The sequence below is a fragment of the Frigoribacterium sp. AP1 genome, assembly GCF_056680555.1.
The window spans coordinates 537,255-551,245 of the sequence record NZ_CM155288.1 but is presented as its reverse complement, the minus strand read 5'-3'; the positions used below and the strand labels follow the sequence as shown (position 1 = coordinate 551,245).

16 protein-coding genes, 1 tRNA gene and 1 pseudogene are annotated in these 13,991 nt (G+C 71.7%); 10 read left to right on the top strand and 8 right to left on the bottom strand.

Features of this window, described 5'->3' with window-relative positions; genetic code table 11:
• Positions 1–109: 109 nt before the first annotated feature.
• Positions 110–325: pseudogene (locus AC1MBW_RS02585) on the bottom strand (DUF3072 domain-containing protein); the annotation flags it as partial.
• A 218-nt stretch (positions 326–543) separates the two neighbouring features.
• Between AC1MBW_RS02585 and AC1MBW_RS02580 the strand changes: the two are divergent.
• From AC1MBW_RS02580 to AC1MBW_RS02570, 3 genes are read left to right on the top strand one after another with little or no spacing between them, the layout of a single operon-like run.
• Positions 544–1,002, top strand: coding sequence for an FAS1-like dehydratase domain-containing protein (locus AC1MBW_RS02580; RefSeq protein WP_043592955.1), 459 nt, complete (start codon positions 544–546; stop codon positions 1,000–1,002).
• A complete protein-coding gene (locus AC1MBW_RS02575) occupies positions 999–1,430 on the top strand; it encodes a MaoC family dehydratase (RefSeq protein WP_054146364.1) in 432 nt (143 codons plus the stop codon). Before AC1MBW_RS02580 ends, AC1MBW_RS02575 begins: the two co-directional genes overlap by 4 nt.
• A complete protein-coding gene (locus tag AC1MBW_RS02570; protein WP_480025332.1) occupies positions 1,427–2,518 on the top strand; it encodes a UDP-N-acetylmuramate dehydrogenase in 1,092 nt (363 codons plus the stop codon). Before AC1MBW_RS02575 ends, AC1MBW_RS02570 begins: the two co-directional genes overlap by 4 nt.
• 53 nt (positions 2,519–2,571) lie before the next feature.
• On the opposite strand, the gene AC1MBW_RS02565 is transcribed toward AC1MBW_RS02570, so the two are convergent.
• The 5 genes from AC1MBW_RS02565 to AC1MBW_RS02545 form a co-directional block, all read right to left on the bottom strand.
• Positions 2,572–3,285, bottom strand: coding sequence for a response regulator (locus tag AC1MBW_RS02565; protein WP_480025331.1), 714 nt, complete (start codon positions 3,283–3,285; stop codon positions 2,572–2,574).
• Complete coding sequence (locus AC1MBW_RS02560; protein WP_480025330.1) at positions 3,282–4,499, bottom strand: sensor histidine kinase; 1,218 nt, start codon at positions 4,497–4,499, stop codon at positions 3,282–3,284. Before AC1MBW_RS02560 ends, AC1MBW_RS02565 begins: the two co-directional genes overlap by 4 nt.
• Before the next feature lie 74 nt (positions 4,500–4,573).
• The gene (locus AC1MBW_RS02555; RefSeq protein ID WP_480025329.1) at positions 4,574–5,383 is read right to left on the bottom strand and encodes an ABC transporter permease; all 810 of its coding nucleotides are present in this window, start codon (positions 5,381–5,383) and stop codon (positions 4,574–4,576) included.
• Entirely contained in the window at positions 5,380–6,300 is a 921-nt protein-coding gene (locus AC1MBW_RS02550) for an ABC transporter ATP-binding protein (protein WP_480025328.1), read from the bottom strand. Before AC1MBW_RS02550 ends, AC1MBW_RS02555 begins: the two co-directional genes overlap by 4 nt.
• A 100-nt stretch (positions 6,301–6,400) precedes the next feature.
• A complete protein-coding gene (locus tag AC1MBW_RS02545) occupies positions 6,401–7,603 on the bottom strand; it encodes a pyridoxal phosphate-dependent aminotransferase (protein WP_480025327.1) in 1,203 nt (400 codons plus the stop codon).
• A 232-nt stretch (positions 7,604–7,835) separates the two neighbouring features.
• Between AC1MBW_RS02545 and AC1MBW_RS02540 the strand changes: the two genes are divergently transcribed.
• The 6 genes from AC1MBW_RS02540 (at position 7,836) to AC1MBW_RS02515 (ending at position 11,458) form a co-directional block, all read left to right on the top strand.
• Positions 7,836–7,908 (top strand) — tRNA-Trp (locus AC1MBW_RS02540).
• A gap of 84 nt (positions 7,909–7,992) precedes the next feature.
• On the top strand, positions 7,993–8,274 hold the full coding sequence (gene secE / locus AC1MBW_RS02535) for a preprotein translocase subunit SecE (protein ID WP_043592949.1): 282 nt from the start codon (positions 7,993–7,995) through the stop codon (positions 8,272–8,274).
• Between the two features lie 95 nt (positions 8,275–8,369).
• Complete coding sequence (nusG, locus tag AC1MBW_RS02530) at positions 8,370–9,464, top strand: transcription termination/antitermination protein NusG (protein WP_054146368.1); 1,095 nt, start codon at positions 8,370–8,372, stop codon at positions 9,462–9,464.
• Positions 9,465–9,575: 111 nt separating this feature from the next.
• Complete coding sequence (gene rplK, locus AC1MBW_RS02525) at positions 9,576–10,007, top strand: 50S ribosomal protein L11 (RefSeq protein WP_043592945.1); 432 nt, start codon at positions 9,576–9,578, stop codon at positions 10,005–10,007.
• Between the two features lie 100 nt (positions 10,008–10,107).
• Positions 10,108–10,797, top strand: coding sequence for a 50S ribosomal protein L1 (gene rplA, locus AC1MBW_RS02520; protein ID WP_043592944.1), 690 nt, complete (start codon positions 10,108–10,110; stop codon positions 10,795–10,797).
• 124 nt (positions 10,798–10,921) lie between these two features.
• Positions 10,922–11,458, top strand: a complete 537-nt coding sequence (locus AC1MBW_RS02515; RefSeq protein ID WP_480025326.1) for a GNAT family N-acetyltransferase — start codon at positions 10,922–10,924, stop codon at positions 11,456–11,458.
• 42 nt (positions 11,459–11,500) lie between these two features.
• Here the strand turns inward: AC1MBW_RS02515 and AC1MBW_RS02510 are convergent, their stop codons facing one another.
• Positions 11,501–12,454, bottom strand: coding sequence for an NADP-dependent oxidoreductase (locus tag AC1MBW_RS02510; protein ID WP_369813620.1), 954 nt, complete (start codon positions 12,452–12,454; stop codon positions 11,501–11,503).
• Between the two features lie 159 nt (positions 12,455–12,613).
• On the opposite strand from AC1MBW_RS02510, the gene AC1MBW_RS02505 reads away from it, so the two are divergent.
• Positions 12,614–13,255, top strand: a complete 642-nt coding sequence (locus AC1MBW_RS02505; RefSeq protein WP_480025325.1) for a Pr6Pr family membrane protein — start codon at positions 12,614–12,616, stop codon at positions 13,253–13,255.
• Here the strand turns inward: AC1MBW_RS02505 and AC1MBW_RS02500 are convergent.
• Positions 13,237–13,971: a YqaJ viral recombinase family protein gene (locus AC1MBW_RS02500; protein ID WP_235451041.1), complete on the bottom strand. Its 735-nt coding sequence runs from the start codon at positions 13,969–13,971 to the stop codon at positions 13,237–13,239. The genes AC1MBW_RS02505 and AC1MBW_RS02500 overlap by 19 nt on opposite strands.
• Positions 13,972–13,991: the final 20 nt, after the last annotated feature.

The following is a 13,991-nucleotide window of genomic DNA, read 5'->3' as shown; positions in this document are numbered from 1 at the left end:
GAGTTACCATCCCAGACGTGACTGGAGTGTACGACTGCGCGGCCAGGATCGGAAGAGGCCCGGGACCGTCTTTCGTGGAACGGCCCGGGCCTCGTCGGATGGTGGGGCGTCAGGCCCCCCGGCCGGTCTTCTGCTGGAGGCGGTCGATGTGCTCGCTGGCCTCGGCCTTGGTCATGTCGGCGGGCAGCTCTTCGCCGGCCTCGCGGGCGAGGGTGTCGAGGTAGCTCTTCTGCGGGCCGGTGATGGGCTCGTCGCCGGTGACCCAGTCGTCGGGGTCTTTCGAGGCGGTGCTGCCGGCGTCGGGGCGGGCTCCGCCGAGGGTCTCGCCGTGTGCGGGGTTCGAGTTCTCTTCGCGGGCCGTGGCGGCCTGGTCGGTCTGCTCGGTGCTCGTCGTGTCGGTGGTCGTCGCCTCGTCGGACTCGGCCGCTGCCGGGTCGACGGGAGTGATGTCGGGGTCGATGTTCGCGTCGCTCATGCCGTGACCGTACGCCGTGCCCCCGACACCGGGCCGGGCGTCGTACCCCGCTGGTTAGACTCGACCGCGTGTCCGTGAACCCTGATCTGCAAGGGCGGGTCTTCCCGCCGGCCCCGCCCTACCTCGTGGGCCGCGAGAAGGTGCGCGAGTTCGCCCGTGCCACCGGCTCGACGAGCCCCCTGTCGCTCGACGTCGAGGCGGCCCGCGCGGCCGGCCACGGCGACCTCGTCGCCCCGCCGACCTTCGCCGTCGTCGTGCAAGAGGCCACCCTCGCCCAGTTGCTCGCCGAACCCGACGCCGGCATCGACTTCTCCCGCGTCGTCCACGGCGAGCAGCGCTTCTCGCTCTCGCGTCCCATCGTCGCGGGCGACGAGCTCACGGCGACCCTGACCGTCACGAGCGTCAAGACGCTGGGCGGCAACGCGATGGTCACGGCGTCCTCCGACATGCGCGACGTCGAGGGGCGACACGTGGTCACCGCCGTGTCGACGCTCGTCGTCCGCGCCGACGACGAGGCCGCCGCATGAGCGCCCTCGAGGTCGGCCAGGTCGTGGCCGAGAAGACCTACCCCCTGACGCGTGACTCGCTGGTCCGGTACGCCGGGGCGTCGGGCGACTTCAACCCGATCCACTACCGCGACGACGTGGCGGCCGAGGTCGGTCTGCCCGGCGTCCTGGCCCATGGCATGCTCACGATGGGCACCGCCGTGCAGCCGGTCGTCGACTGGCTCGAGGGCGCGGGCGACGACGGCGGCGTGCTCGGCTGGGTGTCGGACTACCAGGTGCGCTTCACGCGTCCCGTCGTGGTCGACCCGACCGCCGGGGCCGAGATCGTCGTCGTCGCGAAGGTGGGCAAGCTCGACGACGAGGCCGGCACGGCGCGCATCGACCTGACCGTCACCTCCGGCGGCCAGACGGTGCTGGGCAAGGCCCAGGTCGTGGTGACGCTGGCGTGACGACCTTCGCCGAGCTCACGACGATGCAGGTGGGTGGCGAGCCCGCCCGCCTCGTCGAGGCGACGACGACCGACGAACTGCTGGCGGCCGTCCGCGAGGCGTCGCTCGGCGACGACCCCTGGTTCGTCCTGGGCGGCGGGTCGAACACGGTCGCCTCCGACGAGCCGTTCGACGGCACGGTCGTCCGTGTGGCCACGCGCGGTGTCGAGCGCGTCGAGTCCGACGACGACCGCGTCCACCTGCGCGTCGCCGCCGGCGAGCCCTGGGACGACCTCGTCGCGTACACGGTCGAGCAGGGCTGGTCGGGGCTCGAGGCGCTGAGCGGCATCCCCGGCTCGACGGGCGCCTCGCCGATCCAGAACATCGGCGCCTACGGCCAAGAGGTCGCCTCGACGCTCGTGGCCGTCGACTTCCTCGACGACGACTCCGGTGAGTTCGTCCGCGTCCCCGCGGCCAACCTCGACCTCGGCTATCGCACGAGCGTGTTCAAGCAGGGCCGCCGGGGCGTCGTCACGGCGGTCGAGTTCGCCCTGACGGACCACGGAGGCGCGAGCGAGCAGGTCGCGTACCCGCAGCTCGCGAAGGCCCTCGGCGTCGAACTCGGGGCCCGGGTCTCGGTGGCCGACGTGCGGTCGAGCGTGCTGGCCCTGCGGGCCGCCAAGGGCATGGTGCTCGACCCCGACGACCGGGACACCGCGTCCAGCGGCTCGTTCTTCACGAACCCGATCGTGTCGCGGGCCGATGCGTCGACCCTGCCGGTCGACGCACCGCGGTGGCCGACCGGCCCCGAACCCGAGCGTCGGGTCGTGCCGCTCGGCGAGGAGCCGGCGGCCCCGGCACCCCGGGCGCCCGCCGAGGTCAAGCTCAGCGCGGCCTGGCTGATCGAGCACGCCGGCATCGCCAAGGGCTTCCGACTGCCCGGCTCCCGAGCCGCCGTCTCGTCCAAGCACACCCTCGCCCTGACCAACCGTGGCGGTGCCACGGGCGACGAGGTCGCCGAGCTCGCCCGCTACGTGCAGCAGCGCGTGCAGTCCGAGTTCGGCGTGCTGCTGCACCCCGAGCCCGTCCTCCTCGGCCTCTCGCTCTAGCGACGCGGTCGCGTGCGACGCGGTCGCGTGCGCCACGTCGGCCACGCGCGACGTCAGCCGCGCGGCAGGTGGCCGAGCTCGAGGGCCAGCGTGACGGCGCGCGTCCGGTCGTTGACGCCGAGCTTCTCGAACACGTGCAGCAGGTGCGTCTTGACCGTCGCCTCGCCGACGAAGAGCCGACGTCCGATCTCGCGGTTCGAACACCCCTCGGCCACGAGGGCGAGCACCTCGGTCTCGCGGGGACTCAGCGGGCTCACGCGCGACGCGGGCTGACCGCCGGTGCGCGCCCGGCCGACGAGTCGGGCCGCCATCGCGGGGGCGAGGGCCACCTGCCCCGCGGCCACGGCTCGGAGACCCGCCACCAGCTCGTCCTCGGGTGAGGCCTTGAGCAGGTAGCCGCTCGCCCCCACCTCGATCGCCCGCAGGATGCTGTCGTCGGACTCGTAGGTGGTGAGCACGACGACGCGGGTCGACGGGCGTCGCGCCAGGACGGCCTCGGTCGCCTCGACCCCGTCGAGGCCCGGCATGCGGAGGTCCATCACGATCAGGTCGGGCTCGAGCGACTCGGCCAGGGCGACGGCCTCGTGGCCCTCGCTCGCCTGTCCGACCACGACGAAGTCGTCCGTCGTCGCGAGGAGCGCGGCGATGCCCTGCCGCACGATCGGGTGGTCGTCGGCCACGAGGGTGCGGTGGACGGGCGATTCCGTCGGCGAGGTCCCGCCGACGGCTGGCGTCGCGCCGTCGTGTGCGGGCCCGGTGGCGGTCACGGGGTCGTCACCGCCGCCCGGGGCACCTGCGCGGTGACGATCGTGCCGTCGTCGCCGGACGAGATGTCGAGCCGACCGCCCGAGAGGTGGAGCCGCTCGCGCAGACCGTCCAGGCCGAAACCGGTCGAGGCGACCGTCGGGTCGAACCCACGGCCGTCGTCGGCGACGACCAGCGCCACCGTCCCGGCCGTGGCCGTGAGCGTGACCCGCGCGGCGGTCGAGGCACTGTGCTTGCGGACGTTGGCCAGCGCCTCCTGGGTGCACCGCACCAGCACGACCTGCAGGTCGCGGGGCAGGTCGACCTCGTCCGCGTCGACCGTCACGTCGATGCCGCTCTCGCGCTCGAACCGCTGCCCGAGGCGCCGCAGGGCCGCCGCGACGTCGGTGCCGGCCGGTCCGGCGGACGCGGTCGCGGCGACGAGGGTGCGGGCCTCGGTGAGGGCCTCGCGAGCCGCGGTCTCGATCACGTCGAGCCGTTCGCGGGTCGTCGTCAGGTCGCCGGCCGCGAGGGCGCCCCGGGTCTGCTGGGCGAGCATGACGACCCCGGTCAGGCTCTGGGCGATCGTGTCGTGGATCTCGCGGGCCAGCCGCTCGCGTTCGGCGCTCGTGCCGGCGTCGCGGTGGCGGGCGGCGAGTTCGGCCTGGGCCTCGCGCAGCTCGTCGAGCAGGCGGCCGCGCTCGGCCCCGACGCGGGCGATCGTGGTGATCCACAGTCCGAGCGCGATGCTGAACACCAGCGAGAGGCCCTCGCTGGTGGCGGCCGTCGCGAGCGCCTCGGCCGACCAGCCGAGGCTGACGACGAACCCGACCGAGATGGCGAGGCACAGGCAGACGTTGGCGACGATCGCGGCCCGGGTGCCGGGCAGCAGCGTCCAGATCAGCGGCATGAGGAAGGCCTGCACGACCGCGAGCTCGGGTGTGGTTCCGACGGCGAGGCCCCCCACGGCCACGACGGCGGCCACCGCCGTGACGGCCGCCGGCGACAGCAGGTCGTCGTCGCGACGGACCACGGGGCGGGCGAGGACGACCCAGACGAGCGTCAGCACGCCGACGGCGACGAACGACGCCGTCACCCGTCCGCTCGACGAGGTCGTGGCGAGCACGACCATCACGACGACGGTGACCGCCAGGCCGGCGTCCCACCAGCGCATCGAGATCGCGGTGCCCGACCGGGCGGATGCCCCGGTCTCGGCCCGGTCGCCGGTGTCGTCCATGCCGCTCACGCTAGCGGCAGGCGCCGGTCGTCGGGACCGAGGCCGGTCGGCGGGGATCGGTGCCCGTCCGCGGGTCACGTGTCCTTCCTGATCCAGCGGAAGGTCAGCAGTGAGGCGACGGCACCGGCGACGAGCCAGACCGCCAGCCAGAGGGCGACGCCGGGCAGGTCCCACGAGCCGCCGGCCTCGGTGGCCGAGAACGTGTCGGGCAGGAACACGCTGCGCATGCCCTGGGCCAGCCACTTCAGCGGGAAGACCGAGGCCACCGACTGCAGCCAGTCGGGCAGCTGGGTGAACGGCAGGTAGACCCCCGAGATGAACTGGAGCACCAGCGTGATCGGGACGATCACGGCCGTGGCGCTCTTGCCGCTGCGGGGCACGCGAGAGAGGGCGATGCCGACCAGCGCCGAGGTCGCGATGCCGAGCAGGTAGACCCAGGCGAGCGTCAGCCACGACCCGGCGTCGGTCGGCAACGGCACGCCGAACGCCACGCGCGCGACCACCACGAGCAGCGCCACCTGCAGCAGGCTCGTGACGAGCACCTGACCGAACTTGCCCACTAAGTACGACCCGACCGGCAGGGGAGTCCCCGAGAGCCGTTTGAGGGTGCCGTCGCCGCGCTCGAGGGCGATGTCGACGGCGAGGTTCTGCACGCCCGAGAGCAGGATGCCGGCCGCGATCATGCCCGGCAGGTAGAACGCGGCGGCCCCCACCTCGGAGCCGTCCGGCTGGGTGCCGAACGAGCCCGACGCGCTGAAGGCCGTCGAGAAGATCGCGAGCATCACCACCGGGAACAGGAACGTGAAGAAGACGGTGTCGCCGGCCCGGAAGTACCCCCGGACCTCGTACCGGGTGCGGCTCAGGCCGAGCGCGAGGGTCCTCACGCGATCACCCCGGACGAGGAGGCGCGGTGCCCGTCCCCGGCGCCGGTCGCGTCCGGGGTCCCGTCCGCGGCCCGCTCGGCGGTGGCGACCAGCCCGAGGTACACGTCCTCCAGCGACGGCCGGATCACCTCGAGCGAGCGGGGTTCGCCTCCGCGGGCGTGCAGGTCGGCGACCAGGGCGCCCGGTTCGGGGGTGCGGACGTCGTGCCGTCCGTGCTCGTCGAGCCAGGTGACGTGAGGCGTGCGCGCCTCCTCGTCCCCGAGCTCGTCGGGTCGCCCCTGGGCGACGAGCCGACCCTGGGCGATCACCGCGACGCGGTCGCTCAGCTGGGCCGCCTCGTCGAGGTAGTGCGTGGTGAGGACGATGCTCGTGCCGTCGTCCGACAGCGACCGGATCAGCTGCCAGAACTGTCGCCGGGCCTCGGGGTCGAAGCCCGTGGTCGGCTCGTCGAGGAAGAGCAGCTCCGGACCACCCACGACACCCAGCGCGACGTCGACGCGGCGCCGCTGCCCACCCGACAACGACCGGATGCGGGCGCCCGCCTTCGCCTCGAGGCCGACCGCCGCGATGACCTCGTCGACGTCGCGCGGGTTCGGGTAGAAGCCCGCGAAGTGGGCGATCTGCTCGCGCACCGTGGCCGTCCCCTGTTCGCCGGACGTCTGCAGCACGATGCCGAGGCGTGCCTTCCAGTCGAGACCGCCGTGCTGCGGGTCGGCGCCCAGCACCGACACGTCGCCGCCGGACCGGTCGCGGTAGCCCTCGAGGATCTCGATGGTGGTCGACTTGCCGGCACCGTTGGGACCGAGCAGGCCCAGGGTCTCGCCTGCGGCGACCTCGAACGAGAGGCCGTGCAGGGCGGTGGCGGTGCCGTAGGTCTTGGTGAGCTCGTGCACTCGCACGACGGGATCGGGGGTCATGGCTCCAGCGTGCGCCGTGGCGGCCCCGTGCACCAGGCCCGACCGGTCGAGGCCGGGTCCACCGATCGGTGGACCCGGCCTCGGGGTGGTGCGGGAGGGGTCAGGCGAACAGGCGCTGGAGGCGACGGACGCCCTCGAGCAGCTCGTCGTCGCCGAGCGCGTACGACAGGCGGAGGTAACCGCTGGGGCCGAAGGCCTCGCCGGGCACGGTGGCGACGTCGGCCTGTTCGAGGATGAGGTCGGCCAGCTCGAGCGACGTGGTGGGCGTCACTCCGCCCCACTCGCGACCGAGCAGGCCCTGCACGTCGGGGTAGACGTAGAAGGCGCCCTCGGGAGTCGGGGTGACGACACCGTCGATCCGGTTGAGCTCGCGCACGATCGTGCCGCGGCGGGCGTCGAAGGCGACGCGCATGGCCTCGACCTCGTCCTGTGGGCCGGTGAGCGCCGCCAGGGCCGCGCGCTGCGACACGTTCGAGACGTTCGAGGTGAGGTGCGACTGGAGGTTCGCGGCACCCTTGATCACGTCGGTCGGGCCGATCATCCAGCCGACGCGCCACCCGGTCATGGCGTAGGTCTTGGCGACGCCGTTGACGAGGATCGCCCGGTCGGCCAGGTCGGGCACGGCCTCGGTGATGGAGGTGGCCGTCACGCCGTCGTAGGTGAGGTTCTGGTAGATCTCGTCGGTGATCACCCAGACGCCGGCCTCGAGGGCCCATCGACCGATCGCCTCGACCTCGTCGGGCGAGTAGACCGCGCCGGTCGGGTTCGACGGCGAGCAGAACAGCAACACCTTGGTGCGCTCGGTGCGGGCGGCCTCGAGCTGGTCGACGGTGACCTTGTAGCCCTGGTCGGCGCCGGCGAAGACCTCGACGGTGACGCCGCCGGCCAAGGCGATCGCCTCGGGGTAGGTCGTCCAGTAGGGCGCGGGCAGGAGGGCCTCGTCGCCGTCGTCGAGCAGTGCCTGGAAGGCCTGGTAGACGGCCTGCTTGCCGCCGTTCGTGACGATCACCTGCGACGTCGACACCGTGGTGCCGCTGTCGCGGAGGGTCTTCTCGACGATCGCCTCGCGCAGCTCGAGCAGGCCGGCCGCCGCCGAGTAGCGGTGGTTGCGTGGGTCGCGGGCGGCGACGACGGCCGCCTCGACGATGTGGTCGGGCGTGGGGAAGTTGGGCTCGCCGGGGCCGTAGCTGATGATCGGTCGGCCCTGGGCCAGCAGGGACTTGGCCTTCGCGTCGACGGCCAACGTGGCCGATTCGGCGATCGACGAGATACGGGACGAGAGACGGCGCACGGTCGGGGTCACGCGGGTCAGCCTAGCGGGGGCGCCACCGGCCGGACAGGGCCGGTCCGGGCAGGGGCGCCGGGTGCGGCACGGCCCGGCTTTGCACGCGCCCGCCGCTTCGCCTACACTTGACGAGGCGATCGAATGCGCCAAGCTTCAGCGCGCCTCTGCAGTCCGGTTCACCAACAGCCGGCTACGAGAGGCAGGGCCTCCGGGTCCGGCCGAGAGGTCATCTGAACGGCGTCGATCCCATAGGGCGGTGGCTCAATTGGTAGAGCAGCGGTCTCCAAAACCGCAGGTTGCAGGTTCGAGTCCTGTCCGCCCTGCAGCCCGGCTGTGTTCTTCATGACACGGTGATCACACACAGATACGGACACAGGCCCTCGGGCCGAGCTCGGAAGGTCGGAACAGTGGCGAGAAAAGACGTTGACGTCCCCAGTGAAGACGTCGTCGAGAAGGCGAAGAGCGACGGTGCGACGCGCCGCAGCCCCTTCGCCCGCATCGCGTTGTTCATCCGCCAGGTGATCGCCGAGCTCAAGAAGGTCGTCACCCCGACCCGCAAAGAGCTGCTGAGCTACACCGGCGTCGTGCTGGTGTTCGTGGTCATCATGATGGCCCTCGTCTCCTTGCTCGACCTGGTCTTCGGCACCGGTGTCGGCTACGTCTTCGGCAACGGCCCCACCGGCAGCTGACACGCCACCCACCGGCCGACTCCCCGAGCACCACGTGAGCGGGTCCCGTGCCACCGAGCACGTGCACCCGACAACCCCGATCGAAAGAAGAACCCTTGCCTGACAACGAGCGCGACGACATCGACCTCGCCACCGCTGCCGAGCAGTCCTCCGAGGTCGAAGAGGCCCAAGAGGGCGGCACGCTGGCCGCCGACGAGGACGCCGTCGAGCCCGCCGAGTCCGAGGCCCTCTCGGTCGTCGACGAGGGCGACGCCGGTTCCACCGACACGAGCGACCTCGACGGTCTGCTCGACACGCTGGCCGAGGCGCGCGACCCCGAGGCCGACGCGATCGTCGACGACGCCCTCGACATCGACGACGCCTTCGAGGCCGAGGCCGCCGTCGAGGCGACCGACGACGAGGCCGACTCCGAGGCCGAGCAGGCCGCCGACGAGGGCGACGCCGCCGGCGCGAACGCCGTCATCGCCGAGGCCGAGCAGTCCGTCCAGGACGCCGACGCCGAGATCGCCCACGACGACGTCGACGTCGACGTGTCGGCCACCGAGGTCGAGGACGACGAGCCCGCCGAGGTCGACCCCTACGAGGCCTTCCGCTACGAGCTGCGCGGCAAGCCCGGCAAGTGGTACGTCATCCACTCGTACGCCGGCTTCGAGCGTCGCGTGAAGCAGAACATCGAGAACCGCATGGTCTCGATGACCATGGAGGACTACATCTACCAGGTAGAGGTCCCGATGGAAGACGTCGTCGAGATCAAGAACGGGCAGCGCAAGCTCGTCACCCGCGTCCGCATCCCCGGTTACGTGCTCGTGCGTCTCGACCTCAACGAGGACAGCTGGTCCGTCGTCCGCCACACACCCGGCGTCACCGGCTTCGTGGGCAACGCCCACAACCCGACGCCGCTGCGTTTCGAAGAGGCCTTCAACATGCTGAAGAGCCTCGTGCAGGTCGACACGACCCCGGCCCCCGCCAAGGGCGGCGCCAAGGGCGGCAAGCAGGCCCAGCGGGTCATCCCCGCCGAGGTCGACTTCGAGATCGGCGAGACGATCACGATCAAAGAGGGGTCGTTCGCCGGACTTCCCGGTACGATCAACGAGATCAAGCCCGAGAGCGGCAAGCTCACCGTGCTGGTCTCGCTGTTCGAGCGCGAGACGCCGGTCGAGCTCAGCTTCGACCAGGTCACGAAGCTCTAACAGGCACACACCCCCCCCAGGTTTCAAGATCACCGGAGTCCGCGCCGCGGGCCACCGGGAGAGCAGGTCGCGACCGCGATCGGCTCGAACCCCACAAGAAGGAAAAGAACAATGGCACCGAAAAAGAAGGTCACGGGTCTGATCAAGCTTCAGATCAACGCCGGCGCCGCGAACCCCGCCCCGCCCATCGGCCCGGCCCTGGGTCAGCACGGCGTGAACATCATGGAGTTCTGCAAGGCGTACAACGCGGCGACCGAGTCGCAGCGCGGCAACGTCGTCCCCGTCGAGATCACGGTCTACGAAGACCGCTCGTTCACGTTCATCCTGAAGACCCCGCCCGCCGCCGAGCTCATCAAGAAGGCCGCCGGCGTCGCCAAGGGTTCGGGTACCCCGCACACCACCAAGGTCGGCAAGTTGACCATGGACCAGGTGCGCGAGATCGCGACGACCAAGCAGGCCGACCTCAACGCCAACGACATCGACGCCGCGGCGAAGATCATCGCCGGCACCGCCCGTTCCATGGGCATCACGGTCGACGCCTAAGCAGCACCCCTCCGTGCAGGCGACCCGCCTGCGCGACCCTGACATCAGTGGGAGAGCCGGCCAGGCTCGCAACCACGTCCCCAGTACGAAGAGGTCCAACATGGCTCAGAAGTCCAAGGCGTACCGCGCCGCTGCCGAGAAGATCGAGGCAGGCAAGTTCTACAGCACCAGCGAGGCCGTCGCCGTCGCTCGCGAGACCGGCTCGAAGAAGTTCGACTCGACCGTCGAGGTCGCGTTGAAGCTCGGCGTCGACCCCCGCAAGGCCGACCAGATGGTGCGCGGCACCGTCATCCTGCCGCACGGCACGGGCAAGACCGCCCGCGTCATCGTCTTCGCGACGGGTGCTGCCGCCGAGGCCGCCATCGCGGCCGGCGCCGACGAGGTCGGTGGCGACGAGCTCATCGAGAAGGTCGCCGGCGGCTACACGTCGTTCGACTCGGCCGTCTCGACCCCCGAGCTCATGGGCAAGGTCGGTCGTCTCGGCAAGGTGCTCGGCCCCCGTGGCCTCATGCCCAACCCGAAGACCGGCACCGTGACCCCCAACGTCGCGCAGGCCGTGAACGACATCAAGGGCGGAAAGATCGAGTTCCGTGTCGACAAGCACAGCAACGTGCACTTCGTCATCGGCAAGGCCGGCTTCTCGGAAGAGCAGCTGAACACCAACCTCGACGCCGCCCTCGAAGAGGTCGTCCGTCTGAAGCCGTCCTCGTCCAAGGGCCGCTACATCACCAAGGGCACGCTGTCGACGACCTTCGGTCCCGGCATCCCCCTCGACATCAACGTCTTCTAGGTCCACCCGACCCCGAAGACCTCGCGTCGCCCGAAGGCCGTCCCACTCTCGAGTGGGGCGGCCTTCGTCGTCCTCACCCGGTCGGTGGTCGGGTGAGGAGGCGCGGGTGGGGCACCATGGGCAGATGACCGTCACCGTGCGCCCCGCCCTCCCGACCGACGCCGCCCTGCTCGCCGAGGTCGCCGCGGTGACCTTCCCGCTCGCGTGCCCGCCCGGGTCGGACCTCGCCGACATCGCCCGGGTCGTCACCACCGTGCTGTCGGAGGACGCCTTCACGAGGTACCTCGCCGACGACACCCGCATCGTCCTGCTGGCCGTGGACCCCACGGCCCGGGGCGCCCTCGGCTACAGCATGACGGTCGCGGGCGATCCGGACGACGCCGACGTCGCGGCGGCCGTCTCGTCCCGTCCGACCGTCGAGCTGAGCAAGTTCTACGTCATGCCCCAGGGCCACGGCACCGGTGCGGCCTCGACCCTGATGGCCGCGACCCTCGAGGCAGCCCGCGCGACCGGCGCCTCCTCGGTGTGGCTCGGCGTCAACCAGCAGAACGAGCGTGCGCTGCGCTTCTACGCCAAGCACGGACTCGTGCGGGTCGGGACGAAGACGTTCGCCCTCGGCGACGACCTGCAGCAGGACTTCGTCCTCGAGCGTCGGATCTAGGCGCACCCACGCCGGTCCACGGCGTCCGCTCCGGGAGCCGGGTCAGGCGGCCTCGGTGTCGTCGGCGACGCGCAGCACGAGCTTGCCGCGGGTGTGCGACCGTTCGAGGCGCGTGTGGGCGTCGCGGGCGTCGGCCAGGTCGTAGACCTCGTCGACGTAGACCCGGACGTCACCCGAGTCGAGGAGTCGCGAGATGACCGCGAGCGTGGCCCCGTCGGGGGAGACGGCGAACCCGGTTGACCGGATGCCGGCCTGCGCGGCCTTCCCGGCGAAGGCGGCACCCGAGGCGAGCGGTGCATGGACGGCGAGTCCTCCGGGGCGGAGCAGCCGCAGCGACCGGTCGGCCTCGACGTCGTCGTCGACCAGGTTGATCACGACGTCGACCTGGCGGACGCTCCGGTCGACGTCGGCCGCGCCGTAGTCGACGACCTCGGCGGCGCCGAGCTCGCGCAGCCAGGCCGAGTTGCCCTGCGAGCCGGTCGCGACGACGTGCGCGCCGAAGTACGAGGCGAACTGCACGGCGAAGTGGCCTACGCCGCCCGCGCCGGCGTTGATCAGCAGGCGTTGGCCCTCGTGGGCCTTGGCGACGTCCACGACCATCCCCCAGGCCGTGAGCGCCGCGAGCGGCACGGCGGCGGCCTCGAGGTGCGAGAGGGCCGTGGGCTTCCGGGCCACCGAGAGCGACGGGACGCTGATGTACTCGGCGTAGCTGCCGCCCGAGCGTGGGCACGGGGCCATGCCGTACACGGCGTCGCCCGGACTCAGCGGATGGGCCGCGTACGGCGTCTCGACGACGATCCCGCTGAAGTCGTGGCCGAGCACGGCCGGGAACGCCGGGATGGCGTCGCTGTCGCCGCGACCGGCCCGGGTCTCGAGGTCGAAGCGGTTGACGCCGGCGGCGACGACGCGCACGAGCACCTCGGCGTTCACCCGCCGCGGGTAGGGCACGTCGGCGGCCACGAGCTGTTCGGGACCCCCGGTCCGCTCGATCACCATCGCACGCATCGTCGTGTGCATCGTCCTGTCCATCGGCAGCCCCTGTCGGCTCGTGCGCGCCGTGGCTCGGGCGCGGTGGTGACGCCAGTCAACGGGACGGATGAGTCACCCGTGTTTCGCGGGTGTCACCGACCGGGAAACGATGGGTACGGTGTGGTCATGAGAGCATCGGTCGCCGTCCTGCGCGTCGCGGCTGCGGTCGCGGTCCTCGTCGCCGTCGTCGCCCAGTGGGAGAACAGCCTGCGCGACCCGGGGTACCGGTTCGTCGACTTCTTCGGGTACTTCACGATCCAGAGCAACCTGATCGTGCTGCTCGCCCTGCTGGTCGGCGCGTTCACGGTCCTGCGTCGCGCGACGCCGCCCCGCTGGGCGGTCGCCCTGCGGGCCGGCGCCACCACCTACGTCGCTCTGACCGGGCTGGTCTTCAACCTGCTGCTGGCCGGGTTGCCCTCGGACGACCCTTACACGCTGGGGTGGGCGAGCGACGTCTTCCACCGGGTGATCCCGCTCTACGTGGTGCTCGACTGGGTCGTCTTCGCCGACCGCGACCGTCAGCCCTGGCGGCGGGTGTGGCAGTTCCTGGCCTTCCCGCTGGTCTGGGTGGTCGTCGTGCTGGCCCGTGGCGCCGACTTCGTGCCGTACCCGTTCTTGGACGTGGCGAGCCTCGGCGGGGGTGTCGTGGCCCTCTGGTGTGCGGGCATCGCCGTCTCGGTCACGGTGATCGGGGCGCTCGTCGTGGCGGCGTCACGGCTGCGCCTGCTCGACCCGGACCGCCCCGTGCCTCAGCGCAGCGGGTCGTAGGGCGGGGGTTCGTAGGCCTCGTAGGCGTCGGGCGGCGGCGGCGCCGAAGCCCGGCCGCCCGGGGCGAAGGGGTCGACGGGTGCCTGCCGCGCGAGCGTGTCGAGCACCTGGTCCGCGAGGGCCACGAGGCGGTGGATCTCGTCCTCGTCGCGCTCGACCCAGCGGCACTGCGGGTCGCCGTGCACGGGCACGAAGTCGGTGTGCTGCTCCCACACCACGAGGGTGCGCTCGGCGCCCAGCACGTACTGCTGCCACGCGACCTGACGCAGGTACGAGCGGGGGATCGACGACCAGGCCTTCTTCGTCGTCTTGATCTCGCAGAGCTCGACGGTGCCGTCGGTGCGGACGGTCACGCCGTCGGGGGTGGCCAGGTGGCGGCGCTGACCGGCGGCGTGGAAGAGTTTCTGGCTGGACTCGATGCCGTGCCGCTGCAGCACCCACCGGGCGATCTCGGGCTCACGCGCCCGCCCGTGGTCGGTGTAGGCGTTGCCGCCGAAGCCGTTGCCGTAGAGCTTGTCGAGCACGACGGCCTGCACGGCCCGCGGGCTCGAGAGCCGGGCGACGTCCGTGGCCGTGATGCCCTGGCTGCGGGCCCGGAGCCACGCGATGCGGTCCGACGAGTCGGCCAGCACGCGCGTCAGGTGCGCAGGAGGCGCGGCGGGGGTCTCGGGCTCGTCGTCGTCCCACAGGGCGAGCATGGGTTGGACGACGGTCATGGTGACCATTGTCCCTCGCG